Here is a 26,825-nt window from a genome sequence, read left to right on the forward strand (position 1 = left end):
AAAAAATGTAAGAAATTTTATAATAGGGATTTTATAGAATTTACTAAAATATTAGAAATAAAAATCAAGGACAATGGTATTGGACTGGATCCTATTTATGCCGAGAAGATATTTAATGCATTTGAAAGACTGCACTTCAAGGATGAGTTTGAAGGAAACGGTCTTGGCCTTGCACTTTGCAGAAAAATAGCAAAAAGACATAATGATACTATAGCTTCCAATGGATAGAAAGATAATTGTGCTGAATTTATAGTACCCCTGCCTCTTAAACAGGCAGCTTCTTATCAATAGTAGTGCTAAATGGTCTATCAAAATCTTGTAATAACCAAACTGAGCATAACCTAATAATGTCACTGTTCTAATTAAATCTTAGTAATTTCAACACAAATAACATTAAACATCATAATAGTAATCTATAAAGATATTTCACTATTCCACGTTTTTGTGTCAGGATCGTAGATTTTTTAAGAAAAAAAATCCTTTATAAATTTCCAACTCTATTTGCTTACTTGAATAAAAGAAATTATTTTATTTCAAGTTTCCACCCCCCGCTCCACGAAGTGTTCCTTATTCACGCTGCGCAAATGTCTCTGACTTTGCGCCATTTTAAACAAATGTAATTAAAAAACGAAAACCTCTCAAAGTCTCCGACTTGAAAACTAATTTTCTTAGAATATTGTTCCCTGAATGTAAAAAAATCAAGATAATATAGAACTAAACGTAAAAAGTCGGGAGACTTTTATGAGGTTTACAATTTCTAAGAAACAAAAAAATTGCGCAAAGTCAGAGACATTTGCGCAGCTTTTCATAAGGAAGACTTTGCGGAGCGGGGTTTTTAAATCAATTAAAACCTAAATAAAAAGGTCAAATAGGTATTTATACCTGCAGTTTTATATCTCATAATTGATATTTTTGAAACATTCAGATTTAAGATTAATGCTATTCTATAAAAAAACTAATAAGATTAACTTAATCACTTACCGTAATTAACAATTATTCTAAAATCGTTTTCTTAAAAACTCTTTTAAAATAGAAACAATGAAAATAAAAGTAATTCGTTTTATTTTTCTTATATTTCGAGCCAACAATTTGACACTAACAGATGGAATAATAATTTATTAAATTAATAGAAACTAACCATTATGACCGAAACTATACTCCAAATTTTTCTAAATAATCAATTTATTAAGACCTCAGATGCAGGCAATATTGAGAGCTTGACCAAAGCAGTTACAGCATTAAAAACCTACTTGGCAAAGAAAAAACAATTAATTATACCATATACACTAATTTCTCTTGATCCTCTAATTGATGAGACAAATCCTGCTGTCTCCGAAGTTGAAGCTATAATAATAAAGAATTGGCCGACATTTAAAAATAGTACTTCCACTAAAGATAAACCAACTACCTATGTGAGAATTGTAATTTTACAAGCTTTGTCTGAATTAGCGAAATCAGATGAGCAAATCGGTGCTATCATATGGTTAACTGGTCGTAATGTAATCTCTTATTATCAAGTAAAAAAGGAACAAAACGCTCTTTCCAGTTTAATAGTAGATATGGGAAATGCCTTTGAAAATGAAAGCAGAAAAATATGGAGCGTGAATACGCCTGTAATTACAGATATCAAAAAGTTGAACGTTACAACTACTGCCAAAATTTCAACGCAAGTAAATAAAGTAGAGCTTTTGGCACTTTTAAAAGCAGCATCTATACATAGCGGGTGGGTATCACAAGGTGGTGGTGGTGAGAACCCATCTCATCCTGCAGCAGGAAATTGGGAGTGGGCTAAATATTTTTCCGAACGTGCAGCTCCCGGACTTGCAGCAATATTTGACAAGGCGCTTTTAGAACAGAACACAGCGATAAGTAATTTAACAAATACTGTTGAAGAGGATATTAATGAATATTTTTCTCAGTTCACAGAATTTTTTCTTGCCGCTTCAAAATCATTTAATCAAAGTGCCACAGCAGCAAATAAACGGTCAGAATTGCTTTGGTGGAGACAGACATTGTATTCACCTACTTTAAACGATTCTTATCGAAATCTAAAACCAATCGAAATGGCCATAACGATGGCAAATGACCTTTCACTTCTGATAGGCACAATATATCCTGAGAGTGCGAATTACTTATTGAGAGAAGCACTACGGGAAATTCATCAGGATTTAGAAAAGAAAGAGACTTTTTCGTTTTGGTTGAAACAAGCTCTAGAATTTAGTAACCCTTCGTTAAAAACATTGGATTCATTGAAAACTATCTCGCCAAGTAGAATTTCATTGGGATCTGCGTTTGCAAATGCAATCAATGAGGGTTCAGAAAATGAATTTCTTCTACAAACTGGGCTTGATCCTAACCATGAAGTTTCACTATCAGATCTTGTTGTTTGGTTATTACATGATTTACAGGCTGTCAAAATATCTAACCAAAAATAGTTAAATATGCGACAAAAGTGTGATTCTGAGGGATGCAATGCACCTAAATCTTTGTGTAAAATACTTTTAAGTCCTAATTATCAGGAATGTCAAAATTGGATTGATTCAAATAAAGAATTGGCTAGTTCAGGATCTGCTAAAATATCAGCAGATCAAAATACGGTAATTCCATGGTCGGGTATGGAACTTACTCCTGATAAATTAGATCTGATTTCACATCGGTCTACCCCTCTAATTATTGGTATAATTGGTGCTGCAAACGCAGGCAAGACATCCTATCTTGGTATGTTATATACCCTTCTCTTCAATGGTCATAAATTTACAAAATGGAATTTTGCAGGAAGCTATACCCTTATTGCATGGGAAGCGCAGGCAAAGGGACTAAAAATAGGCTCTAACGGAAAGGTATCTTTTCCAGCAGCTACACCATCTACACCTGATTATTACAGCCTATATCATATGGCATTAAAAGCAGATGAAAGTTTACACGATATTGTTTTTGCAGATTCCTCCGGAGAAGTCTTTACTAAATGGGCAGATGATACTGAAGACATTGAGTCTGACAATGCTAAATGGATTTACGAAAACTCTGATGGCTTTATTTTTTTTGTAGACTGTGAAGCAATTATAAAAGAAAGAGGAAGGGCCAAAAGAAAAATAACCCAACTTGCAGGACAGATTGCTTCTAACCTAGGTAATAGATATGTAGCTATTGCATGGTCAAAATCAGATAAAATTGATGATATTCCTCCAACGATAAAAGAAGCGATAGAACAATCCCTTGCCGAAAGCTTTCCTTTAGCAAAAACATTTTACATAAGTAACTTTTCTGTCGACTCAAAGGATGAGCGCTGCTTTGTAAACAATCTAGCTTTAGCACAAGATGTACTAGAAGCTATGACTAAAACAAAACAGATATATCTCATTCCAACCTTACCGATGTCAAACGATTTTTTTATAAACTACCATGGACGAAACTACAGTAAACGATAACATACTTATTATTGGCCCTCCAAACTCTTCAAAAACAACTTTCCTTACACAACTTTACGGCCGTATACAAGCAAAAAAAGGTTGTATAAAATTAAGTAAAACTCCTATGAACATTACAGGAATAAAAAATGCTTATAACCGGTTAGCTGATGGGCTCGAAACAGAAGCAACTCCGGCATCAATTAATGCTGAAGTTAGCATTCCAGTAAAATGGAAGGAAAATGAACTAGAGCTCACATTTAAAGATTATGGAGGTGAACAAGTAAGGGACATAACGGCACTATTGGAATATGATAAAACATGGGAAACTCGTGCCAAAGAAAATGATCGTTGGATTTTATTCATCCGTCCTGGTCAGATATATCATCATTATGACTTGAGTATCACAGGTTATGCAGATGTTGACAAGTCCAAAGTTAAGGAAGTAAGCCACAATGAATTATCACACCAGTATAATTTTATAGAATTAATACAAGCCCTGCTACATGCTCGTGGTACAGGGATAAAAACCTCTATAAGTGTTCCAAAACTCATAATTGTAATGACATGCTGGGATGAACTGAATACGACAAATACACCACTTGAAATCTTACTAGAAAAATTACCCCTATTCTATAATTTCATTACAACATTATGGAAAAAAGATAGCTTTACGGTATTAGGTGCAGCACCCCAGGAATTCCGTTTGGATAATATTGCAGCCAAAGACAAGTACTTAGATGAGCTTCCTGAATCATTTGGATATATTGTATTAGAAAATGGGCAGATTGATAAAGATCTTACAAGACTAATTGAAATTTCATTATCATTATGATTGAAATACATCAAGCAATATTTGGCGAAGGAAGGGATCTTGGTCATGCTGTTTTGAATTCCTCTTATCAAACAGACTTAATTACAAATCAAATTTCAGGATATACTGATTTGGTTGATCGACCTACTAATGGCAAACTTCAAACAGCAATAATCAGGGGATTTGTGGTAAAGGATAACTTTTTGTTGATTAAATCTTTTCCAGATCATGAAGGTAGGCCTGGACGAGTCTTTTCACATGCGTTGGTTTTGAGTTTAGAAAATTTTTTAAAAGTCAAAGATATAACAGACCTTTTACAATTTCATTTAAAGGAAATCAACAAGTCTGCCAATTTAAATGTAATTCAATATACAAATTATATATCGTTACCCAATGTTTTACAAAGTGAACGGATGATCGTTGCCACAAATGCTATGATTAACCACATAGACAATAATAATACTATCGCATGGATTGAAAATGAAGAATATTGGTTATGGATAAGTCTCATCTGGTCGAAAATTCCAGATAAGGTTAAAATTAACAGCAGGATCGGAGCTGCCTTTAATTCGAAATTTTTAAATGTTGAAAATTTAAATCTAGTTTATATTCCTGAGGGACTTAAGCCAAACTGGCTTAAAGAATGTTGCGCAATTATTGATGTAGAAAATATTGTAGTACTTGAAACCAGCCTTATCAGGTACTTTAATAATGTTGAGAATATTGGCTCTGGTTTGAACATACTTTTAAAGGAATTAGATCCCACAATTGAAGAAATTGATGACCTGAAAATTCTTAATGAATATACCGAACTATATCAAAATTTAAATAAAAAAAAATCTTTTACAGAATTACTAATCTTTTGCGACCTAGTTTCCAAATATTGTCCAGAGCCAAAAATAGCAATATTAGGCAAAAAGAAGATTATTGATACATTGGCAAGTAACCTTTTAACTGCATCATATGAAGATATTTTGTTTTTACAATACCAAACATGGAAAGGTTACGAGCTTACTTATTTAGAAAAATCGCTTGGTCAATCTTTAAAAAAATGGTTAAACAGTCATATTCAATTTGGTTGTGACATAAAGAAAATATCTAGTATTTTAACGACTGGCTTAACAGCAAAACTTAAATATTGGTGGCATGATTTTATTTATGATTTTATCACTGAAAAGTTGATAAATTGGCACTCTGATTATTCAAAAATATTGTGGAGCTGCATCGAAAAGGAGCCCTCGATTACCAACGTACTAGTGCCTCTGTTAAATGATTCTGCAGAAAAAGATTTGATTGAAGAACTACCTAAATTAAACAAAGTTAATGGTGAAATTGTACTTCAAACAATCAAGAATAAAAAGTGGTATTCATTATACGGAATCATCTCCATAGAATTGTATGGTTCCAAAGAAGCATTTACCAAAATACTCGCAATTCCCGATTTACAACATGATATTGTGCTAGAGAAAATGAGCTCAAAAGTACATGATCATCAAATAATTACAGATTCTTTAGCATTATGTGATGATAGATTAACTTCACTAGCTACCAAGATGATCATAGAAAAACCTGATTTAAAAGCAAAGTTGATTGTATCAGATAATGTATCGCAGAAGTTATGGCTACAATCAATAGATATGGGGCTTAACGTCTGGAAAGGAGTTTCTAATCCTAATAAAATATTGTTTGAGATAATGAATTTGTTAATTAAAAATTCGCCGTTTGATGAAGTGCTTCTATCAAAAATAAGTTCCAGTGATTTTAATAGTTTAAAGAATTTTGAGAAAAGAATTTTACTTTGGGATATCCTCCCTTCCACGTGCAAAGAACAATTTATAGAAGCTACCCTTTTTGACTGTTTGAAAGATATTGATTCAAACAAAAGCAATTTTAATGATTTAGAAAAATCATTAAAAGATACTATGAAGTCATCGATAATAAGAACTAAGATACTTTCAAGTTCGCTCTTTTCAACTTCCTTAAAACTTAACTTAGTTCAAATTTGTACTGATTTCAATGAAATAGATGCAAGATTAGTTTTGACAAACTTCAAACTTTCTCCCGAGAATGCTATCACCCTAGGCTCTATTGCATCAACTAAGCATTGGAGAGAACTAGCCAATAGTATTTTTAATCTACGCCATTCGAGAAATGATTTAGCAATAGCATTAAAATATTGTTATCACTTATTATCGTTTTGGGATCGTCTGAGCTTACCCAATAATGACTTACACAAGTCATCAACATTTATTGATGAGTTTTGGAATGCACTACTAGAGAAGGCTACAGAACTGTATCCTGATGGTCCAAATCAAAATGGATTATGGGAAAACTCAGGTGGACAAAGATCTGATTTACACATCACTGGTTCAGGAAAACAGATTTGGAGCTATGCAATTTCCCATATGAAGAGCGGAGGAAGACCTTCTTCAAAAGATCTTCTTCAAAAAATGATAGATGATTTTTCTTGTGATGAATCTTTAAAAACACTTAAAAATATTATATGAAAACAGTAGTTGTATTAACCGCACTAGAAGTAGAAAGAGCGGAAGTTTTAAAATACATTAGTAGCAAAGAAACAATTTTTCATCCCACCACAGGAACAGATTATATCAAAGGGAAATATAAACTTGCAAATGAAATTGAAATTGATATAGTCATATGTAGAACAGACCAAACAAATGTGAATGCTGCATTAGAAACCGAACGCGCATTGGAGTTTTTTAAACCAGATTACATCTTTTTTGTAGGAGTTGCAGGTGGGCTAAAAGATGTTTCAGTCGGAGATATAGTAATTGGTACAACAGTAATAGGATATGAAAGAGGAAAAGCTGAAGATGAAAATTTTAAAGCAAGACCACAGTTTGGTGCATCGTCATATGATCTAGACAGACTTGCCTCTGCTTATTCAATTAGCGACGAATGGAAAACTTTAGCAAGATCACTAAATGATTTATCATTTCAAACTGAAATTAAAGTTTTAACTGGAACAATTGCATCTGGTGAAAAAGTAGACGCATCAATCAAATCTAGTCTCCATCAACATATTAAACAAAATGCAAGTCATGCTTTAGCAATTGAAATGGAAGGCTTAGGGTTTCTTGAAGTTTGTCGTGCTCGACCTTTAACCAAAAGCCTTTTATTACGTGGGATTTCAGATTTGGTAGAAGACAAAGAAGTAATGGATAATAAAGGCTCACAACCGTACGCTTCAAAAAATGTATCAGCATTTCTTTTTGGTTTATTGGAAATCTTACCATTAAGCACAGATAAATCTCTAGAAACATCAAATGAAGGAAAAGATAAACTGAAAGATCAAGTAATTGAAGTAATGTGTAAACTTTATCCAGCAGGCCTTAGAGAAAATGGGATATGGGAAAATGCCGGAGGAAATTTAGCCCTAATCAATCTATCTCAAAGCGGTAAAGGTCAATGGGTAGAAGCTACACGTGTAATTTTTAGAGGCGGAGGTGGAAGTATCACGGCAAAATCTCTACTTCAAGCCGTCACTTTAGATTTCTCAAATAACCAAGATATAATCACATTAATAAATAAATTATAATTTAAAACTGTATTCATAAATATTAAAGCCAATTTATTGTTGAGTGATTTTTTTTTCTAACATTATGCATTTCAATATATTAACTATTTAAAAAACTTTTATTTTCATTTTAAAAAGATTAATATTAATAAAAAAAAGAACTAATCAAATTCAGAACAAATATCAATTCCATCAATTTTTCTAATAAAAACAGGTGTTTAGTGCTTTTTCACAACCTTGTCTATAAACATTATTATAGGAATTAAGTGTTCAATTGAGACCCCTCAATTCCACAAAATAAAAATCGCAATCACTATATATTACTAGTGGTTGCGATTTTTTATTTTATTATTTAGCCGTCATTGAATATTTCAAATAAGTTTACGAAATGGAAACATTAGATATTTTAATATCATTATCATTCTTATATTTATTATTATCTTCTTTTTAGCATTTCAAAGAACATCCAAAAAAACAAATATTATAATGACAGTTGGATAAAAAGAAATCGATTCTACTCTAAGAATTTTCATATATTTGATAAAATCATAAATATTTCACTATGCCTATAGACTTATCAAGTTTCCCAGAAAAATCAGTTTACGTAATGTATTTTTTACATTATACAACAGTTAAAGATTTGGAATCTAAACCTAATTTAAACGATTCGCAAGTTTTAGAATTAGAAGGTGCAAGAGCAGCTATGCACTCAATTGAAGCATATACAGCGAAAATAAGGTCAAAGGGGTATGCATGGTCTTTACCTAGTTTATTTCAATTCAAAGGTTTTAATCCAACTTTAACTTTAGAATTTTATCCAGGAACTGAAAGTTATCATAAATATGGAAAAATATTAGTTGTTAATGTAAACTATAGTGAAGATGATTTAAAATATATGACCGAAACAATACGAAACGGTGGTCCGAGAATAAACTCAAAATTGAAAGTTTTAAGAATTCATGATATGATTGAAGACGAAGTAAATACTGGAGATATTTACACCGTAGGATAAATAAAAAGACAGCTTAATCGGGCTGTCTTTTTTATTCAACAATTCCAAATATAATCTCTCTCAAAATTATAATAGTTATTTCTCAATTCAATTCCAAGTTTCTTTATTGCTTTAGAAATATCAAAATTTATCTTTCAATAATGTATCGTTTTCGGTTGTTCTACTTGAAAACTTACATTTTTGTTTTTAGTTTTTGTTAATTATAATTTTTCAAAAAACAATTAATATCTAGTTTTCATTATTTCAAAATCCTCGCTATTAAATTCAATTCTTCTTCTAATTTAAAAACCATAAAACATTCAATCTGATTATTAATGCTTTATGGAAAACCGTAAATGTATTTATAAAACCTATCCTACATTTGAAAAACTTTTAAATTATAAAACCATAGCTATGCAACTAACCGAAGATGAAATTTTAAATCAAATTGTTTTGAATGAGAATGCCTATTTTTATTCAAACCCTGATGAAGTAAACCTATCTAGATACCTTATTACAAACCTTTTTAGAAAGATTTCAAGCGGAAAAACGGGAAACTATCTCTTGAAAGTTATAAACAAAGAAATTATAATCGATGAGCAGAGTTTTAATTATTCCATTTGCATCTATCGTTATACAGCTATACCCTCTATTCTGGAAGAATATTTAGAAAATTGGGAAGAAATAAAATTAGCATACATACTGATAATAGACTTTAAAGACTATATGGTGACAATTAGAAGAAATGTTGGTAAACTTAGAGAATTTCTCGAAAAATTTGAGCCGATCGATTATAAGATCCTTTCAACTCTGTATGTTGATGAGGATACACTAATTGAAAAAATAAATATGCAAAATATGAATGTTTCTGATCGTGCTATGCGCCAAAAGTCACTTGAATCTCTAAATCTAAAACAAAATCTTTCTCCACTCGGCACAAGTAACTACGTAGTAAATAATATAAGGGTCAAAAATGATGAAGAAAAAACTTCCCTTTCATTAAATACTTCCAGAATAAATAAATTCGGCAAAAAGTGCTCAATAAAAGAAATTTCAAAATGGGGATTTTTACAAGTTGAGAGATTAAAAGCACATGCAGACAGGGAAACCTTCTTGTCAATTTTTTCTGAATCAATAGATTTTAAAGATCATAAAAGTGATTTAATGCCAATTGCGATCTTATTTGTATTCTCAAAATTATATGAGGATTTGGAACAAAATGTAATTCACGAAACCCGAATTGTTTCGGAAGATGGCAGCCAAAGACAAATAGATTTAATTAAACATATCTCAAAGGTGGAAACCTTGCTTCAGATAACAAACCATAACACTGTTGGTCTTACAACTTATGATATCCAGAATCCGTATGTAAATGATTTAGAAGTAAGAATGAATGAAAAATCTATTTCAGTAAGATCTCAAAAATTAAAAAATGTAATTTTATTTAAAGATAATGGAAGGATTCAAAATCTAGTGGATTACATTAATTCATCAAATCAATTCATAGTAAATTTTGACAATTGTGAACTTATCTATACAAATCGAAAGTTGTTTAAAGATAATAGACTCTTAGGCAATATTGATAACTTTCTAAAGATATTCATTCCTAATGCACAACTTCAAAATGCAAATAGTGAAAAAGGTACATTTGCAGCAGCTTCCATCAATTTTAGCCCTTCATCAGTTTTTAGTATTGTCGAAGAGATATTTTTGCAGGAATCAGAATATTTAGTTTGTGATGATCTTGGAAAAGAGTGGGCTGATCATATTAGTATCAGTAGTAATAAAATACAGTTCATTCATTCAAAATATAAAGACGTAAATTATTCAGCCTCTGCTTTTCAAGATATTGTTGGACAAGCTCTAAAAAATTTAGGTAATCTAATGCCACAGGATTTTCAATTAGATTCAAAACAAGCATTCTGGAATAATAATTACAATAAAGATGGCATTCAAACACAAATTAGAAGGTTACGCAAAGGTAATTCAATACTTGATTTCACAGACAGATTTAAGAGTACTATATTAGAACCTAATCATCAAAGAGAAGTTTATCTTGTCTTAAATTTTATTTCAAAAAGCGGTTTAGAAATTAAGCTTCAGCAATTACGAGATGCTGAAGCTTTTGCAGAAAGAAATGAAGTTATACAGATCTTGTGGTTTATTTCTTCATTCATTAATGGTTGCAAAGAAGCAGGAGTAGATGGTGTTTATATTTATTGCAAGCCCTAATTCTTAACTTTTTTAAGGTGTTCAATTATCGAACACCTTAAGTTGATCCTTTTGTATGTTTTTAAGCAAAAATAGTAGCATTTTGAAAAAAAAACATTCCAAAAGAAAAAAAGAATAGCGGGGTTTAAATAAAATAAAAACAAGGAAAATATCCTATATTTAAAGGGCTTCAAGTCTTTTTCCCAAGCCTATCAATAAACATTAATATCGGAATTAGGTGTTCGATTTTAATCCCATCAGTTCCACAAAAAAAGGGAAGATAGTTAAATATCTTCCCTTTTTTTATTCGTCAACATCTCATTATACCTTTTAACCTTTTTGATGTTTATAAAAATTTACTTTTAAAAACAGTTAATTTTTCACGTGTCATATCATTTATTGTATAGGATATTCCGCCCATTCCTAAACCTGAAGCATCTCTGCCTCCAAACGGCATCCAATCTACTCTAAAGGCAGTATTGTCATTAATCATAACAGCAGTAGCATTTAGTTTTTTGGCTGCATCCAAAGCAATATCAACATTTTTTGTAAAAACAGCTGCCTGAAAATGTACATCGAGGCTGTTTGCTTTTTTTATGGCTTCTTCCCTATCTGTAAAAGGATACACACACACCACGGGACCGAAAATTTCATTAGTTGATACTTTAGCATCTTCTGATGGATTGAACAAAATTGTAGGCTCAAAACAAGTATCCGAGATTCTTTTTCCTCCGGTAATTACTTTAGCACCTCCTTCAATAGCTTCGTTAACCCATTCTTCAACACGGTTAACTTCTTTGGGTGTAATAAGCGAACCTACATCAGTTGTTTTATCAAACGGGTTTCCAACAATTAATTTACTGGTTGCCTCAGAAAACTGTTCGAGAAAACGGTCACAAATTTCCTGATTCACGTAAACTTTCTGAACGGAGACACAAACCTGACCTGCGTGATAAAATCCTCCTTTTACCAAATCAGGAATCATTTCACTAAAATCGGCATCGCTTTCTACAATTACCGGCGCCGCGCCTCCATGCTCTAATGCGCATCTGGTTCCGGGAGCTAGTTTATTTTTTAAAGACCAACCTACTTTTGCTGAACCGATGAAAGAGAAAAAATGAATCCTCGAATCTGTAACCAGCAATTCTGCCGTTTCATTATCACATAAAACTACTTGTAACCATGCTTCGGGTAAACCGGCTTCTTTTAAGATAGCAGCCAAAGCAAGGCCTGATAGTGGCGTACTGCTTGATGGTTTAAAAATAACCGGACAACCAGCCGCAACAGCGGTAGCAATTTGATGTACGGCTAAATTTAATGGATGATTAAAGGCACTAACGGCAACAACAATTCCGATTGGTTCTTTTGAAGTAAAAGCAATTCTGTTCAAAGAAGCTTCGGTAAGCCCCATAGGAATCTGTTCTCCTTTTATTTGGGCTATATGTTCAGCTGCTAATTTCACTCCTTTGATGGCTCGGAGTATTTCTGCTTTCGAATCCTTATAAGGTTTTCCGCCTTCGCTAATAGCCAAGTGTATCAGTTCTTCGCTTTTTTCATTCATGATCAAAGCTGCCTTTTCTAATATCTCAATTCTCTTATAAGCAGGAAGCCAATTTGATTGATCATTAAATAAATTCTGAGCAGTGCTTACTATCTTTTCAATATCCTTTTTATTGATCATCGGCAACTCTTTTACAAAACTTTGATCGTATGGGAATAGTATTTTTGTGGTGTTTTCCATAATTACTTTTTTAAGACATGAACTTTACTTTTTAAAGCAATTTCATGATAGGTACTTTAAATTTAATCAAATTATAACTGATTACAATGGCTTAAACCACAATTTGAAGTTAATATTCTATAGGAGTTGTTAAAACAATCTCTCTATTTTCTAAAAGTGGAACTATTTTACCTAAAACCAAATCCTGAAAATGTTTAGAATTTCGGTGTTCTGCAATTGAGGATTCATCTTTATACCCTTCAAATAAAACGATTGTATTACGATCTGAATTACTTTGATGAATTTTATAGAACAAATTACCATCTTCTTTAATACTTTCTTTATGTACCGTTTTTAGTAAATGTAAAACGTTTTCTATCTGACCTTCTTTTACTTTCCATGTAGCGAAAACATGAACTGGATTTTGATTTTCCATTTTTGATTTCTTTTAATTAATATAAGTTCAATTTTTAGGGATAAATTATATTGACCTTCATCTTTTTTTTAGAGAAGGTCGATATAATTACATCATTTACTTTTTAGGAGATTCCAGAATGGCAATCATTTTTTCAGCGACACCTTTAGCCGAAGCAGGATTTTGTCCTGTAACTAAGTTACCATCTGCTATACTGTGCGCTGACCATACTGCGGCGGCATGAAATTTTGCTCCTTGTTTTGTTAGGGCAGTTTCCAGTAAGAAAGGAACATCTGCGATAGCGTAACCTCTTTCTTCTTCATCTGTAAATGATGTAATGTTTTTGCCATTTACCAGATACGATCCGTTGCTTAGTTTTACATTTAACAACGATACAGGACCGTGACATACAGCTCCTACAACTGCATTTCGTTCGTAGGTTTCTTTAATTACTTTTTTTAGAAGTTCGTTTTCCGGCATATCAACCATTGGAGCTAAACCACCGGGAACAAAAACGGCATCGTATTTACTTACCTCAACAGTTGCTAGTTTTACTGCTTTTTGCATCGTTTCCCATCCTTTTCCGGTTAGAAAAGCAAGGTTATCAGGATCATTTGCTAAATTAAGGGCATCTAAATAAGGAGTATCTCCAGTTAAACTGGCAAAATCTATTTGATAATTTGCTTTTTCGAATGCTGCATAAGGATGTGCTACCTCAGGAAGAAAGGTTCCTGTTCTTCTGTTATTTGGCCCAATTGCATTGGCATTAGACACAATAATTAAAATTTTCTTTTTCATTGTAGATTCATTTTTAAGGTTTGTTTGTTGTTTTACTGCTGTGTTTTCTTTCTTCGTTTGTGCATTAGAAGAAAAAAAGGCAATGGCCAGGGTTAAAAGCATACGTTTTTTCATGTCTATAAATTTTATTGGTTAATGATTATTTATAGGGCAAATTTATACCAGCTCTCCACCTCAATACGAGGAGAAAAGTCACAAAAAAAGTGTGATGAAAATCACACTTGAGAATTAATAGTTTCTGTTATTTGTTGCCAGAGTAAAGCCTGCTAAGGGTTTCGCGGCTGACTCCCAGATATTCGGCAATATATTTTTTGGGTATTTTTTGCATTAGATTTGGATAAAGAGCTGCAAATTCTTTATATCGCTGTTCTGGATTATTGGATAATAAAGAGATTACTCTTTGCTGAAGTGCAATAAAACCTTTAGTAAGTTTCATTCTGAAAAAATGCTCCATTTTATGAAGTGTAACAGATAGTTTTTCTCTTCCTTCAAGTGTCAGGCACAAAACTTCTCCGGGTTCCATACACACTACATACATGCTTGCCGGCTTTTGATTGAAATACGCAATATAATCAGACATCCACCAATTTTCGGTTGCGAATTGCACGATATGTTCTTTTCCGTCTTCATCCAGATAAAAAACCCTGAAAATTCCACTCATGATGATGTATTCGTACTTGGCATCATCACCTTGTTGCACTAAATATTGGTTCTTTAATACCCTTCTTATGGTAAAAAACGGTTTTATAGATTCAAACTCTTCATCCGTAATTGGTATAATTTCTTCAATATGCTTTCTGAGTTTTTCCATAAATATCCTTTTACAAACCAAAGATAAAAGATTTATTGTTTTTTACTAAAATTCAGAATCTCCAAATAGGCGATTTTTGTTGCTTTTTAAAACAAACATTAGAAAAGCGGAATATTATTTTTGCAACAAAAACTCATCTTCAATTAGCCTAAATTTCTCGCGATCTAAAGGTTTATTAAGAAAACGAAATACAGAAGGATTATTTTCTGCCCGTTTAAAATCGTCTGGATGTATTGAGGTTGTTATCATCAAAATAATGCAATTTGTTTTGATGGTTTCAGAAAGCTTTGTATACTCATCCAGAAATTCATAACCGTTCATTCCGGGCATGTTGATATCTAAAAAAATGAATTGAGGTAATAATTCGGGTGTACTTTCTAATGATTTAATATAATTGAGGGCTTCAAGAGCTGATTCCTGTAAAATTATTTCTTCGGCAAAAAGATATTTTTCAGCCATTCGTTTTGCAATGTAACGATCTGTTGGATTGTCATCTATCACAAGAATTTTTTTAAAAGTTGGTTTTGCTATTTCCTGGTCCATTTTAAGTTTTGGTTTGTTGATTTGGAATTTTAATTATGAAAGTTGTTCCTGTACCTAGTTCAGATTGCACTTTTATATTGCCCATCAGTTTATTAACTGCTTCTTTTACAATATATAGTCCTAATCCTGAACCAACAGATTCCTGTGATACTCTGTAGAACATACCAAATATTTTTGACTGTGATTCTTCGTCGATACCAATTCCGTTATCTTTAATGAAGATATTCGTTTCCGTTTGAGAGGTTTCTATTTTAATACAAACAAAGGGATTGGGAATTTGGGAATTTTGATAACGTATGGCATTTGAAATCAGATTGCTAAGAATAGTAATAAGACGATTTTTATCCGTGTAAAAAGAATTGTCATCAGAAATCTCAATTTTAAACTCGACCGTTCTGTTATTATCTCCAATGAATTTTAAATTTTCTGTCACGCCATTTATAAGTTCTCTGAAATTAATTAGCTCCGTATTAACTTCCATACGAGAGTTTCGGGAATAATCAAGAATGTCACATATAAAACCATCTAGCTTTTTTGCGCTTCCTTGTAACATTTTAAAATATTCAAGCATCAATTCTTCAGTAGTATCTTCTTTAGCTATTTCAATCAGACCTAACATTGAATTCAGTGGCGCTCGTAAATCATGAGAAGTACTGTAAACAAAACGGTCAAGTTCATAATTAGCTGTTTTTAATTCCTGATTTTCAATTTCCCTTTTATTAAAAATTAGCTCCATATGGGTTTCGCTATATTTTTTAAACTGATAAGCCCACAACCCGCAAATAGAAAAAATACAACCTGCCAGTATCATATGAATAACAAATGCCTGCAACGACATATAATCTAACTGAGAGAAATAAACTTTATCAAAACCAAGGTATTGATAATAGCCAAAAAGGCCATGATGAATTCCTACAACCAACATAAGCGGTATTTGTAGTTTCCAGTTTTGATACGTAATAAGTATTGCACTTGCTATGAATGCCATAAAGTGCATTTCAAACATTCCGTGCATCTGATAAATAAATTGAGCCATGAAGATTCCCAATACGACACTGAGGACATATTGATACAGATTCGATTCAGGAAGGATAATTTTTGTGGAGTAATAGGCAATAAGTAATAATCCACCAACTCCAACTCCGATTTGCCACGTATCATAAAAAAAAGAGAGCAGCAAGCCAACGATATAAAAAGTGATAAGGAAAAAATTAGTTATGTGGTCAGATTTTTTTTTAATTGCTAAAAGAAAATCTTTAATGTGCATGGAGTGTTCTAAAGCATCAATTTCTTGTTTCATGTTTTGGGTTGCAATTTGGGATAGTCATTTTAATTCTTTTATAGCTTTTTAGGCCGTAGGTTATAAGAAATTGGGCCTCGCAGTAGGATTGAGGATAATAAAAACTTTGATGTTAAATTTGTTTTAAAAATTAAATTATTTAATATAATTGCTATTAAGATTTTACCAATTTATATAAAAAAAACATAATGCCAAACTTAAATTAATGTATATTTTACATTAATATTAATTTTTATGACATCAATTTTTAAAGGCTTTTAGAAGTACAATTCATAACGAATTTAGAAGTTAAAATAGATAAACTAATCAGATTCTTTATTATTTAACAATTTCATCCTTTCATTAAGTATCTCTTTAAAAACGATTCTTTCAATTTAAAAAAAAGCCTGTAAACGTTTAAGTTTACAGGCTTTTTTATATTTTATCAACATAATTAACTCATCTGCACAATAGCAGAAAAATTTTAATTCTTCCTTTGTTCATAACGCTAAAGGATGCTATTTTCCCATTTTCAATTAAAAAATAATGGCTGTTTTTTTGTCCTTCCTTTAAAACAAAAATATTTGAAGCATCTTCGGTTAAAAATTCTTTTTTAACTTCTGCATCATTTGCCGCATTTACTATTTTTAAGTTAGAAATATCTTTTGTCTGTAATTCCTTTCTTAGCTCCAAAATCTGATCGTTGATAAATTTATCTAAGTCGGTTTTAAGTTCTTTATTATTTTCTGTCTGGCAAATGTATTGCTCCTTTATGGAGGTCATTTTAATATTTTTATCCTGGCAAGAATTGAGAAAATTGACTATCAGTTTTTCTTCCTTATTTTGAATATTGAAACTTAAAAGAAAGATCAAGGAATTGAAGAATAAAAATTTCATAGTTAATTAGGGTTAATCGCAATTTAAAATAATGGAATAATATGATTTCTGGTACTCTGTGAAATAAAGTATTCTTATTATTTTACCAAGTACGAAATTTTATTTGCCTCATAAAGTCTGAAATAACCAAGTGCGAAATTGTTGGCATCAGTTGTATTTATAATATTTCCTCTAATATTTCCCGGAGTTGCGGCAAACGGATTTGAGCCTGACGCCTCTAAAAGTAAATTCATATAATTAAAAAAGTTCTTAGAAATACCACGATGTGTAATATTAAGAATTTTTCCCGGCTGTAAATCCGTATCTGCAAACTTTTCGACTACTTCATTCCCATTAGTAAATTCATCATTACTTGTTCCATACTGCGGAAAAACCAGAAAATCACTTTTATAATCTGTCATATAATAATTGGCCTGATCAGCCGGATCTTTATAATAAAAGGAAACAACAATAAGATCAGGTCCTGTTATATCAGGCATAAACTCCTGGTCTATTTTCTCAATTGGCACTACGGGCATTAACTTTTCGACAGCTGTTAAATTTTGTCCGTCTACGTTTACGTATAATTTATATTCCATATTAATTACAGGTACAAAATTAGTACAGACATATAATCCCGGTGCAGATTCGTTGAAAGTAAAAACCGTTCCTTCACTATTCTCCACTCTAACCTGTGCGCCTGAAACCTTTGGTGTATCAGCACTATAATAAGGAGCCATTCTGCTTATTTTTATGGTCTGTTCGCTGCCTGTAGTCCCTTTTTCCCAAATTATCTCAGCGTCGATCACTATTTTAGGATCTCCTGTTTCTAAATCAAGATCAACAACCTTATCGCAGGATAAAAAAAGTAAAACAAAAAAGAGGCTAAATAAAGTAATTGTTTTGCTTTTAAAATTGTATTTTTTTAAAATTAGCATACTATTAAAATTTAAAATTATAAGAAACGCCAGGCACTAATCCGTAAATAGACAGTTGTCTGGACTCATTCATTCCTGTATTATCATTTGTTGAAAACGTCATCGATGCTGCATTTTGCCTGTTATAAATATTATAAATACTAAATACCCAGTAGCTTTGCCATCCCTTCTTTTTATCAGGTTTAGGCGTATAAGTTGCACCAATGTCCAGGTGATGATATACAGGAAGCCTGTTGGCATTTCTCAATGTATAATTCGGTATATTTATTCCACCAAATTCATAATAACCATTTGGATACGTTACCGGCTGACCTGATTGCAAAGAGAAATTAGCATTAAAAGACCATTTAGGAGTGAATTCATAATTTGCGGTGACATTTAGATTATGCAATTTATCATATCCTGATAAATACCATTCGCCATTGGCAATACCGGGTTCTCCAGGAGTTCTTCCCGGAGTTTTTTGTTCTGCTTTAGACAAGGTATACGAAACCCATCCGGTAAACCTGCCTGTGTTTTTTCTGAATAATAATTCCATACCATACGATCTGGCTTTTCCATTCAGGATGTCCTGTTCAATATTATTGTTACCTAATAAATTTGCACCATCAATATAATCGATTCGGTTTTTAATATTTTTATAAAATAATTCTCCTTCAAAAGAGTAGTCACGTTCCTTAAAATTTTTGAAATATCCTACTGCATATTGATCCAGCATTTGTGGTTTTGTAAAGGGTCCGCTTGGTGTCCAGATCGTCATAGGCAAAGGAGCGCGGGTATTCGACAACATATGGATATATTGCGCCATTCTGTTGTAGCTTGCCTTAACAGAGGCGTCATCATTAAAAGCATATGACAATGCTAATCGTGGTTCAAAATTATTAAAACTGCTTATCGTTTTTCCTTTCCCATAGTATTTACTTCCGGTTGGGGTTCCTTCTTCATAAATATGAAATATTGGATTGTAGACTACTGCCTGCCCGTTTTCGTAAGTACTGATATTTTCATCACCTAAACGATAAAACATACTATAACGAAGTCCGTAACGAAGATTCAGTTTTTCTGTAACCTGATGTTCAAAATCAAGATATGCTGAAGTTTCTAAAGCGTATTTTTTGTCTAACTGATTGTAATTAAACTGCGAATTTGCACCTAAAGGGCGTACTGTTCCCGGATTAAAATCATAATACAAACCATCTAGACCGTAGTTAAGTTTAAAATTTTCTGTTATAGTTTGATTCCAGTTGTACTTAAGTCCGTAATTGGTAATTTTATTATCCCATTGAAAACTTTGAAATGGCACTTCCAGATTAAATTTATAATCACTGTAAAAAACAGAAAGATTCGTGTTTAAATTATCCGAAAATTTATGTTTCCAGCTAAAGGTTCCCATAGTATTTCCATAAGTGGTAACAAAAAAATTACTAATATCAAATAAATCATTTCCCATATATCCGGAAAAAGAAATTGTATTATTGGCGCCCAAACGATAATTGAACTTAGCATTTATATCGTAAAACATCGCAGAACTGGTAATATCAGTGAGTTTTAAAAACAAATGTGCATACGAAGCGCGACCTGCAACTATAAATGAACCTACATCTTTTTTAATAGGACCTTGCACTAAAAGACGGCTCGATATAAGACCAATACCTCCACTTACTTTATAATCAGTAAGATCACCTGTTTGCTGGCTTACATCTAAAACAGAAGAAACGCGCCCTCCAAATTTGGAAGGAATTCCCCCTTTGTATAAATCCAGGCCGCTAACCACATCAGCATTAAAAATAGAGAAAAATCCAAACATATGCGAGTCACCGTACACCGGAGCGCCATCTAACAGAATTAAATTCTGATCAGCTGCACCTCCGCGAACGTTAAAACCCGATGAAGCTTCTCCGGCATTGGTAACGCCTGGTAATGTTAGTAACGATTTTAAGGGATCCGCTTCCCCCATAGCAGTTGGTAGTCTTTTAATCTCGGCCATTGAAAGTTTATTAACACTCATTTGAGTGTTTCTCACATCAACAGCTTTATTACTGGTTATGATTACCTGTTCTAATTCCTGACTGTCAGCATCCATCGTGAAATTGATTCGGGCATCATCAGAAACGGTGATTTGTGTTTCTTTGTCTTTTAAGCCAACATAACTAATCTGAACAGTGTAATTTCCTTTAGCCAATTCCATTGAAAACTTTCCCTCGCTATCTGTAGTTGCACCCGTTGAAAGTTCTTTTATAAAAACATTTGCTCCAATAACGGGTTCTCTGTTATCATCAAAAACCTGTCCCGTTAGCTTTATTTTTTTTTTAGGCGATTTTGCAGATTTTTGTTTGACAAAAATATTATTGCCTACGATTGAAAACTGAATTGGAGTAGTCTTGTTTAGTTCGTTAACAAGTTCTTTTATTTCGATGCGGCTGTACGTCCTTTTTTTAGTAAAATACTTTTGATTTGTATCAATTTGGTCGGTAAACGCAAATTTAAAATCCGTCTGATTCTCAATTTGTTTAAATAATTCTTTTAGCGTTACCGTATTATCAACAGTTATCGTAATATTTTGAGAAAACATACTAAAACTGAGTAAAAAAAAGCATGCTGAAATTATATGCTTCATGAAATTTCGTATTTTTGAATATTATTAAATGGGATAGTGCTATACTATCCTGACGATGAGGAAGGATGTTTAGTTTCGCGGCTAGGGCATCCTTTTCTTTTCTACTGAAAAGCAATTACTTTTAATTCTTCATTTATTTCAAAGTTTAGGTTATACATTTCTGATATTAATTGCACAATTATTTTTAAATCTTCTTTTTTGTTTATTCTTATTGTAATTCGCTGATTATCAAATTCCTGCGGAAGTGTCGTTTTATAACCATAATTTTCCTTAATATAAGTACAAACCTCAGTTAGTTTTGCGTTGTCAAAATCGGTAAACCTGTTGAATTCGGTAACTGTAGTTTCATTATCTTTTCCGTAAGTAAAGGTTTCTCCTGGTACGAGAATCCATTTTTTGGACTGATTTTTTATGCTCATCTCAACGCTTCCTTCATAAAGAGATACACGTACCTCACTTTGCTTATTTCCTTTTACAGTAAAAGAAGTACCTAAAACAGTAGTTGTAGTTTCATGGCAAAAAACCTGAAAAGGATGTTTTTTATCTTTTTTTACTTTAAAATAAGCCTCACCAATTACTTCAATCTTTCTGTTGGTTTCAAAATTATTGACATAACTAATTTTCGAGTTTGGATTTAATTCTACCTTCGAACTATCTGGCAAGAAAACAGTTTTTACTTTTAAAGTTGAGTTTTCAATTTCAATTACATTTGAAGAAAGCTGCCTATTATTTTGCAATGGACTTCTATTAAAATAAATCCCAACACCAATACCCATTAAAAGTAAAACGGACGCTGCCGCTGTATAACGCCAAATTTTAAATTTCTGTTTTTTGGGCGAAAAGGCTTTAGATTGAAAATCCTCCCATGAAGCCTCTTTCACATTATCTGAATGTGAAATGGGAGTTTCATCCCAGATCTTTTTTAATTCTTCTTCTATTTTTTTCTCATCCATGACTTTGGGGCATTAAAGTTTCTGACAATAAAATCCTTGCTTATTAAAAACACCGTAAACCATTTCTTTAATTTCTCTGTTGGTTTCGATTCTCAGAATATGATTTGAATCTTCCAAATCAAAATCCATTATACAATCAGAAATAACAAATTGAAGAAGCGCTACAATAAATCTTGCCTCTTCTTTGGTTGTAACATCTGTTTTATAAGCCTCAATATTCATTTTTATGTTTCCGTTTTATATATAACAAACGGGAACACAAAAGTTCCTAATGGTTTTCTATTTTTTTTCGAATAAATTTACTGGCAAGATAAATATGATTGGCTATGGTCTTTTCAGAAAGATCCGTAATTGCTGCAATCTCCTTATAGCTAAGGTTTTCCAGTTTATGTAAAGTAAATATTTTTTGTTGCTGTTCCGGAAGCTGATTTATAAAAGTGTGTAACTTTTCTCTTCTTTCTTCAAAAATTCCGGTTTCCGGATCCTCGTTCTGGATTTCAACTTGTGAAGGATCAAGTTGAACTATTTTATTTTCTCTGTTAACGTGATTGATGATGATATTCTTGCAAATAGTAAACAGTTGTTTTTCGAATAAAACATCTTCATTCAATAATTCTCTTTTATTATATACTCTTAAAAAAGTTTCGTGCACGAAGTCTTGTGGGGTAAGAACTGTAAAGTTGAATCGTTTTGCAATATGGATCAGTTTATCGTAGTACGTGAGATAGGCTTCCCTGAAAGAGGCTTCATTCCCTTTTTTTAAACTTAAGATAAACTTTCTGTTGTCCATAACGTAATACAATAATTAGTGTTAGATCACTGTCCAAAATAATACTGCGTTTTAGTTATAGGATATACTAAAATACTCCCGGCTGTATTTGTTTTTGGTTTTTGAACAACGGTACAAAGAACAGAAATAAAATTAATTTGAGAATGCTTTTTCAATAATTTTCAAAGTGATTATAGTTAAACTTAACTTAAAGAAAACCTTCTAATCTCGTCTTTTATCGTGTAAGAATTCCTTTTTTTATTTCTTGGTAAAGCCTTTCCTTGTCATTTCACCCCAGCCTTTTGTTCCCCTAATTTTTTCTTTATAACCAATAAGGGCGGCGTAAACGGTTAGCGGATGAAAATATAGAGGCTCTATGAAAGCAGCGATCAAAAGCTTGAAAAAATCGGTTTGTTTTGGGTATTTATGAAAACTGCGTTCTTCACTATAAAGGGCAATAACAGAAAACATGACAGCAAAAAAGTAAACAAAAAGTACCAGTAACAAGAAAAAATGCCAATTGAGTAAACCCAATAGAATAAATACAACTGTTATTACCAAACCTATAAACTCTATACCGGGAGCCAGGAATTCAAAAAATGTCCAGTAGGGCACACTCAGCATACCCAGCATTTTGTATTTCGGATTCAGAAACATTTTCTTATGCAAACTCAGCGTTTCAATTGTTCCTCTCATCCAGCGACTGCGCTGTTTCTTAAATATTTTAAAATCTTCAGGTGCTTCTGTCCAACAAAGCGGATCAGGTATGTAACTAACTCCGTATGGTATCTTATTCTCCAGCATATAACGGCGCATTCTTACTACGAGTTCCATATCTTCTCCAACTGTCTTTGTGCTGTAACCTCCGGCCAGTAAAGCGATTTCCTTATCAAATGCACCAAACGCACCACTGATAAGTAATAAGCCGTCGAGTCTGCTCCAGGCCATTCTTCCCAGAAGAAACGCTCTTAAATATTCGAGAACCTGAATTCTTGAGAGCATAACATCCGGAATATTTACCTCCACCAAACGACCGTTTTTAATAACACACTGGTTGGCGATCCTGACCACTCCACCGGTAGCAATGATACGTTTGCCATACGATTCAAGAAAAGGTTTTGACAGCTTTAGTAACGCATCTTTATCCAGAATACAATCAACATCGATACAAACCACATATTGATTCTGGGCAATATTAAGTCCAACATTCAACGCATCAGCTTTACCTCCATTTTCCTTATCTACTACAATCAATTTTTTGAAAGCAGCATTTCTGGAAGTATAAATGCCTGTTATTTTTTTTGTTTCTATTTTTGGATGAATATCAAGTTCTGTAAGGACAAGATCGTAGGTTTTGACAAGGATTTCCATAGAATTGTCCTTGCTTCCGTCGTTAACCACAATTACCTGATAATTATTGTAATTTAGAGAAAGTAACGATTTTACATTTTCCTGAATGGTAAAACCTTCATTATAAGCAGGAGCAATTAAGGAAAGGCTTGGTGCAAAATCACTTGTCAGAAGCACATCATAATCAACAAAACTATTTTTTTTGAGATATTCCCTAAGCTCTCTGGTAGAAAGGTGTGCTAATATAAGATACGAAGACATAATTAGTACCGCATAACCAATTATGAGGAACAAATATCCCTCAAAAAACAATGATAGTTCTGTAGTAAAAAAAGTCATTTGTTATTCTGTTAAACAGTTAATATCTCTAGTACGTTTTGGGCTTCGTACTTTATAAATGTATTTGGGGTATTCGCAATTAACTTCGTTACATACGGAATTTTTTGTGTCAATTTAAGCTCTTTAATAAGCTTAAGCCCAAGCGCAATTACCGTAGAGTTTTGAGATTCAAGCAATAATTCAATGCCTTTAGTATCACCTAAGTCATGCTTTTTAAAAGCATTTATAATGTTTATCTGAGTCCACTCATCAATAGGATAAGGATGCTCTGTGAGATATGCCATACTTTTTGTACCGCCAAGCTTGATAGAAGCATTTATGGCTGTAATTTTTAAAACTTTATTTCGGGCTTTAGACGCTTTTATTATTTTGTCAAAAGCTTCCATGCAGTTCATTTCTGCAAGCTCTGTGATTCCTTTGCACTTCACTTCCCATTTCAGGCTTTTAAGTTTCCTGAAGGAGTCTTTTATTAATCCTGAATCTTTATAAAATTGCTCCAGTTTTTGTACATAACTCCCTTCGTAGTTTTTATGAAGATTGATAATCGAATCGATCATAACCTCCCTAAAAAAAACAGTCTTAAAAAGCTTGTCAAAATTTTCATCTTTCTTAATTTCTGAAAAAGCCATATCCTGAAAAACCACCAAAAACATTACATTTTCAATAACCTTATTGTATTCGGCAAGGCGTTTGTTTCTTCTTATATTCCTGCTTCGGCTATTAATAATCAACAAGTACAGCATAAATGATGTTATTATAAAGACACCTATTGACAGCATTAAAAAAGATTCTATCCCGGTTCCGCTTTTATAAAGTTCCCATACTTTCATCATATCAAAAGCGTTTCGTCAGGATAACCTGAACATTGAACCTGTTTCTGTATTCATCTGGCACGTACTCTTCGTACTCATAAAGAAAAACAGGTCTGACAAAAAAGGAATCGCCAAAACGGTGCTGATATTGTATGCCCACTCTGTACGAGCTCAAAGGCTGAGTCAGGCTATTATAAAGATATAAATAGGGAACATTTCCATATTGCAACTCTAACCTTATGATTCTTTCTTTTTCTTCATTTGTGTTTTGAAAACTCAAAACATGAGAAAATAATTCGTTCGTTGTATCGTAATAAGGTCTGTAAGCAATTGTATTCGAACCAGTATGAAAAGCTAATTGTCCTGTTAATAAGGTTACGTCATCTGCTTCAAAATGCATGTATCTAACACCCAATGCATAATCAAATTTTTTATGTGGAACAAAATAATATTCAACACCTGCTTTTGCTACAGGAAATACAGTCTCTCCGGTTGAAAGACCTCCATTTACATACAAATAGTTTTTTTTAGAAAAGGTTTGATAATAGTCTGCTTCAAACAACATTTGTGTATCACCATTTACATGTCCCAAATTGGCACGACCAACAAGTGCTGATTTCGTAAATTTATGAGAGTATTCGACATACGCATAATGCAATGGCGATTGTCCGGGATTAGAAGTTGAAATATTTAAATAAGAAGCAGAAACGGCATTTTTATCTTTTTTACCAATAAGTGTTCTGATTCCTCTAAAGGCCTGAGTACTGTTATCTGTAATTGATACTTTTTCTATAATGGCTAAAGCTTCTTCATCCCGATTTAGTTTTTCAAGACAATTTACTTTAATTCTTAAAACATCAAGCGAATTTGGCTCGATCGCTAAATACCGATCACAATAATTAATACACGTATCGAACTGTTCTGACCAATAGTAAACATTTATAATTGCCAATAAAGCGTCTGGACTTGGGTTAGTCCGGTCTGCCATGGGCGCTAAAATTGTAATGGAAGTAGTGTAGTCTTTTTTCCAGCTGTAAATGCGTCCGGAGTAGATTTTTACATCCTCATTCTCAGGAAATTTTGCAATCAAAGGTTCGATGAGAGATAATGCAGCATCATAGTTGCCTTTCTCCACTTCACGCCTTGCGTGCTCCATAACTGCATCAATAGTATTTTCCTGCGCCAATACGACAGGAGAAAGAAACAACAGAAAAATTGTATAATATAGAAACTTCATTAAGCACGTGTTTTTAGCAGTTTATTAATTCGCACTAAAAGCACAGCAGGACTAATAGGTTTGGCAATAAATTCGTTTGCACCAATATCAAATGAATCGAGTTCGGTTTGTTCTACACCTGACGAAGTAAATATAATAATCGGAACATCAGAGCCTATGTTTTCTCTGACATATTGCGTAATTTCCATTCCGCTTATGCCCGGCATGTTGATATCTGTAAGGATCAAATCATAATTATTTGTTTCAATTGCATCTAGTGCTTCTTTTCCATCAGAAAACTGGTCAACAGTAAACCCCTTAGACTCCAGGAAAAAGGATAATGATTTACGAAGAATATCATTATCTTCAGATAAAATGATTCTCATAGGTTATTAATTTTGAGGCAAATTTGGTCTTATAAATTT

General features: G+C 32.6%; 24 protein-coding genes. 8 read left to right on the forward strand and 16 right to left on the reverse strand.

The genetic code is table 11. The annotated features are described in order from the left end of the window. The first annotated feature begins 57 nt into the window (after window positions 1-57). The 8 genes from B0A65_RS23520 to B0A65_RS10985 all read left to right on the forward strand — a co-directional run bounded on the left by B0A65_RS23520 (window position 58) and on the right by B0A65_RS10985 (window position 10,985). Window positions 58-228 (forward strand): ATP-binding protein, encoded by a 171-nt coding sequence (locus B0A65_RS23520; protein ID WP_262490026.1) that lies wholly within the window; start codon window positions 58-60, stop codon window positions 226-228. A 914-nt stretch (window positions 229-1,142) separates the two neighbouring features. Next, window positions 1,143-2,435, forward strand: coding sequence for a GTPase-associated system all-helical protein GASH (locus tag B0A65_RS10955; protein ID WP_074658810.1), 1,293 nt, complete (start codon window positions 1,143-1,145; stop codon window positions 2,433-2,435). Between the two features lie 6 nt (window positions 2,436-2,441). Beyond that, the gene (locus B0A65_RS10960) at window positions 2,442-3,428 is read left to right on the forward strand and encodes a TRAFAC clade GTPase domain-containing protein (RefSeq protein WP_074658812.1); all 987 of its coding nucleotides are present in this window, start codon (window positions 2,442-2,444) and stop codon (window positions 3,426-3,428) included. Beyond that, window positions 3,403-4,242, forward strand: coding sequence for a TRAFAC clade GTPase domain-containing protein (locus B0A65_RS10965; RefSeq protein WP_074658814.1), 840 nt, complete (start codon window positions 3,403-3,405; stop codon window positions 4,240-4,242). Before B0A65_RS10960 ends, B0A65_RS10965 begins: the two co-directional genes overlap by 26 nt. Beyond that, window positions 4,239-6,728 (forward strand): GAP1-N1 domain-containing protein, encoded by a 2,490-nt coding sequence (locus tag B0A65_RS10970; protein WP_074658816.1) that lies wholly within the window; start codon window positions 4,239-4,241, stop codon window positions 6,726-6,728. The genes B0A65_RS10965 and B0A65_RS10970 overlap by 4 nt, the downstream gene beginning before the upstream one ends. Beyond that, window positions 6,725-7,783 carry a 5'-methylthioadenosine/S-adenosylhomocysteine nucleosidase family protein gene (locus B0A65_RS10975; protein ID WP_074658818.1) on the forward strand — a complete coding sequence of 353 codons (1,059 nt, stop codon included), beginning with the start codon at window positions 6,725-6,727 and terminating at the stop codon, window positions 7,781-7,783. The genes B0A65_RS10970 and B0A65_RS10975 overlap by 4 nt, the downstream gene beginning before the upstream one ends. A 541-nt stretch (window positions 7,784-8,324) precedes the next feature. Beyond that, entirely contained in the window at window positions 8,325-8,774 is a 450-nt protein-coding gene (locus B0A65_RS10980; protein ID WP_074658820.1) for a hypothetical protein, read from the forward strand. 321 nt (window positions 8,775-9,095) lie between these two features. Continuing rightward, complete coding sequence (locus tag B0A65_RS10985) at window positions 9,096-10,985, forward strand: hypothetical protein (protein WP_074658821.1); 1,890 nt, start codon at window positions 9,096-9,098, stop codon at window positions 10,983-10,985. A 325-nt stretch (window positions 10,986-11,310) separates the two neighbouring features. Here B0A65_RS10985 and B0A65_RS10990 read toward each other — a convergent pair whose 3' ends face one another. From B0A65_RS10990 to B0A65_RS11065, 16 genes are all read right to left on the reverse strand, one after another. Next, window positions 11,311-12,705, reverse strand: a complete 1,395-nt coding sequence (locus tag B0A65_RS10990) for an aldehyde dehydrogenase family protein (protein ID WP_074658823.1) — start codon at window positions 12,703-12,705, stop codon at window positions 11,311-11,313. 109 nt (window positions 12,706-12,814) lie between these two features. After that, the gene (locus tag B0A65_RS10995; RefSeq protein WP_074658825.1) at window positions 12,815-13,120 is read right to left on the reverse strand and encodes a putative quinol monooxygenase; all 306 of its coding nucleotides are present in this window, start codon (window positions 13,118-13,120) and stop codon (window positions 12,815-12,817) included. Between the two features lie 96 nt (window positions 13,121-13,216). Continuing rightward, entirely contained in the window at window positions 13,217-14,011 is a 795-nt protein-coding gene (locus B0A65_RS11000; protein WP_207556421.1) for a type 1 glutamine amidotransferase domain-containing protein, read from the reverse strand. A 127-nt stretch (window positions 14,012-14,138) separates the two neighbouring features. Further along, window positions 14,139-14,708 carry a Crp/Fnr family transcriptional regulator gene (locus B0A65_RS11005; RefSeq protein ID WP_074658827.1) on the reverse strand — a complete coding sequence of 190 codons (570 nt, stop codon included), beginning with the start codon at window positions 14,706-14,708 and terminating at the stop codon, window positions 14,139-14,141. A gap of 114 nt (window positions 14,709-14,822) precedes the next feature. After that, window positions 14,823-15,251 carry a response regulator gene (locus B0A65_RS11010; RefSeq protein ID WP_074658829.1) on the reverse strand — a complete coding sequence of 143 codons (429 nt, stop codon included), beginning with the start codon at window positions 15,249-15,251 and terminating at the stop codon, window positions 14,823-14,825. A 1-nt stretch (window position 15,252) separates the two neighbouring features. Further along, on the reverse strand, window positions 15,253-16,551 hold the full coding sequence (locus tag B0A65_RS11015) for a sensor histidine kinase (protein WP_074658831.1): 1,299 nt from the start codon (window positions 16,549-16,551) through the stop codon (window positions 15,253-15,255). 438 nt (window positions 16,552-16,989) lie between these two features. Next, on the reverse strand, window positions 16,990-17,313 hold the full coding sequence (locus B0A65_RS11020; protein WP_123890320.1) for a hypothetical protein: 324 nt from the start codon (window positions 17,311-17,313) through the stop codon (window positions 16,990-16,992). 191 nt (window positions 17,314-17,504) lie between these two features. Beyond that, window positions 17,505-18,344 (reverse strand): DUF4249 domain-containing protein, encoded by an 840-nt coding sequence (locus tag B0A65_RS11025; protein WP_074658835.1) that lies wholly within the window; start codon window positions 18,342-18,344, stop codon window positions 17,505-17,507. A gap of 4 nt (window positions 18,345-18,348) precedes the next feature. Then, window positions 18,349-20,961: a TonB-dependent receptor domain-containing protein gene (locus tag B0A65_RS11030; RefSeq protein WP_074658837.1), complete on the reverse strand. Its 2,613-nt coding sequence runs from the start codon at window positions 20,959-20,961 to the stop codon at window positions 18,349-18,351. 101 nt (window positions 20,962-21,062) lie between these two features. After that, complete coding sequence (locus tag B0A65_RS11035) at window positions 21,063-21,914, reverse strand: FecR family protein (protein WP_074658839.1); 852 nt, start codon at window positions 21,912-21,914, stop codon at window positions 21,063-21,065. 12 nt (window positions 21,915-21,926) lie between these two features. Then, window positions 21,927-22,136 (reverse strand): hypothetical protein, encoded by a 210-nt coding sequence (locus B0A65_RS11040; RefSeq protein ID WP_074658841.1) that lies wholly within the window; start codon window positions 22,134-22,136, stop codon window positions 21,927-21,929. Between the two features lie 46 nt (window positions 22,137-22,182). Further along, window positions 22,183-22,704 (reverse strand): RNA polymerase sigma factor, encoded by a 522-nt coding sequence (locus B0A65_RS11045; RefSeq protein ID WP_074658843.1) that lies wholly within the window; start codon window positions 22,702-22,704, stop codon window positions 22,183-22,185. 237 nt (window positions 22,705-22,941) lie between these two features. Next, a complete protein-coding gene (locus B0A65_RS11050; RefSeq protein WP_074658845.1) occupies window positions 22,942-24,372 on the reverse strand; it encodes a glycosyltransferase family 2 protein in 1,431 nt (476 codons plus the stop codon). 11 nt (window positions 24,373-24,383) lie between these two features. Further along, entirely contained in the window at window positions 24,384-25,205 is an 822-nt protein-coding gene (locus B0A65_RS11055) for a hypothetical protein (protein ID WP_074658847.1), read from the reverse strand. Window position 25,206: 1 nt separating this feature from the next. Further along, entirely contained in the window at window positions 25,207-26,421 is a 1,215-nt protein-coding gene (locus tag B0A65_RS11060; RefSeq protein ID WP_074658849.1) for a YaiO family outer membrane beta-barrel protein, read from the reverse strand. Beyond that, complete coding sequence (locus B0A65_RS11065) at window positions 26,421-26,786, reverse strand: response regulator transcription factor (protein WP_074658851.1); 366 nt, start codon at window positions 26,784-26,786, stop codon at window positions 26,421-26,423. The genes B0A65_RS11060 and B0A65_RS11065 overlap by 1 nt, the downstream gene beginning before the upstream one ends. Window positions 26,787-26,825: the final 39 nt, after the last annotated feature.

The organism is Flavobacterium frigidimaris, assembly GCF_002217275.1.
Classification (GTDB): domain Bacteria; phylum Bacteroidota; class Bacteroidia; order Flavobacteriales; family Flavobacteriaceae; genus Flavobacterium; species Flavobacterium aquidurense.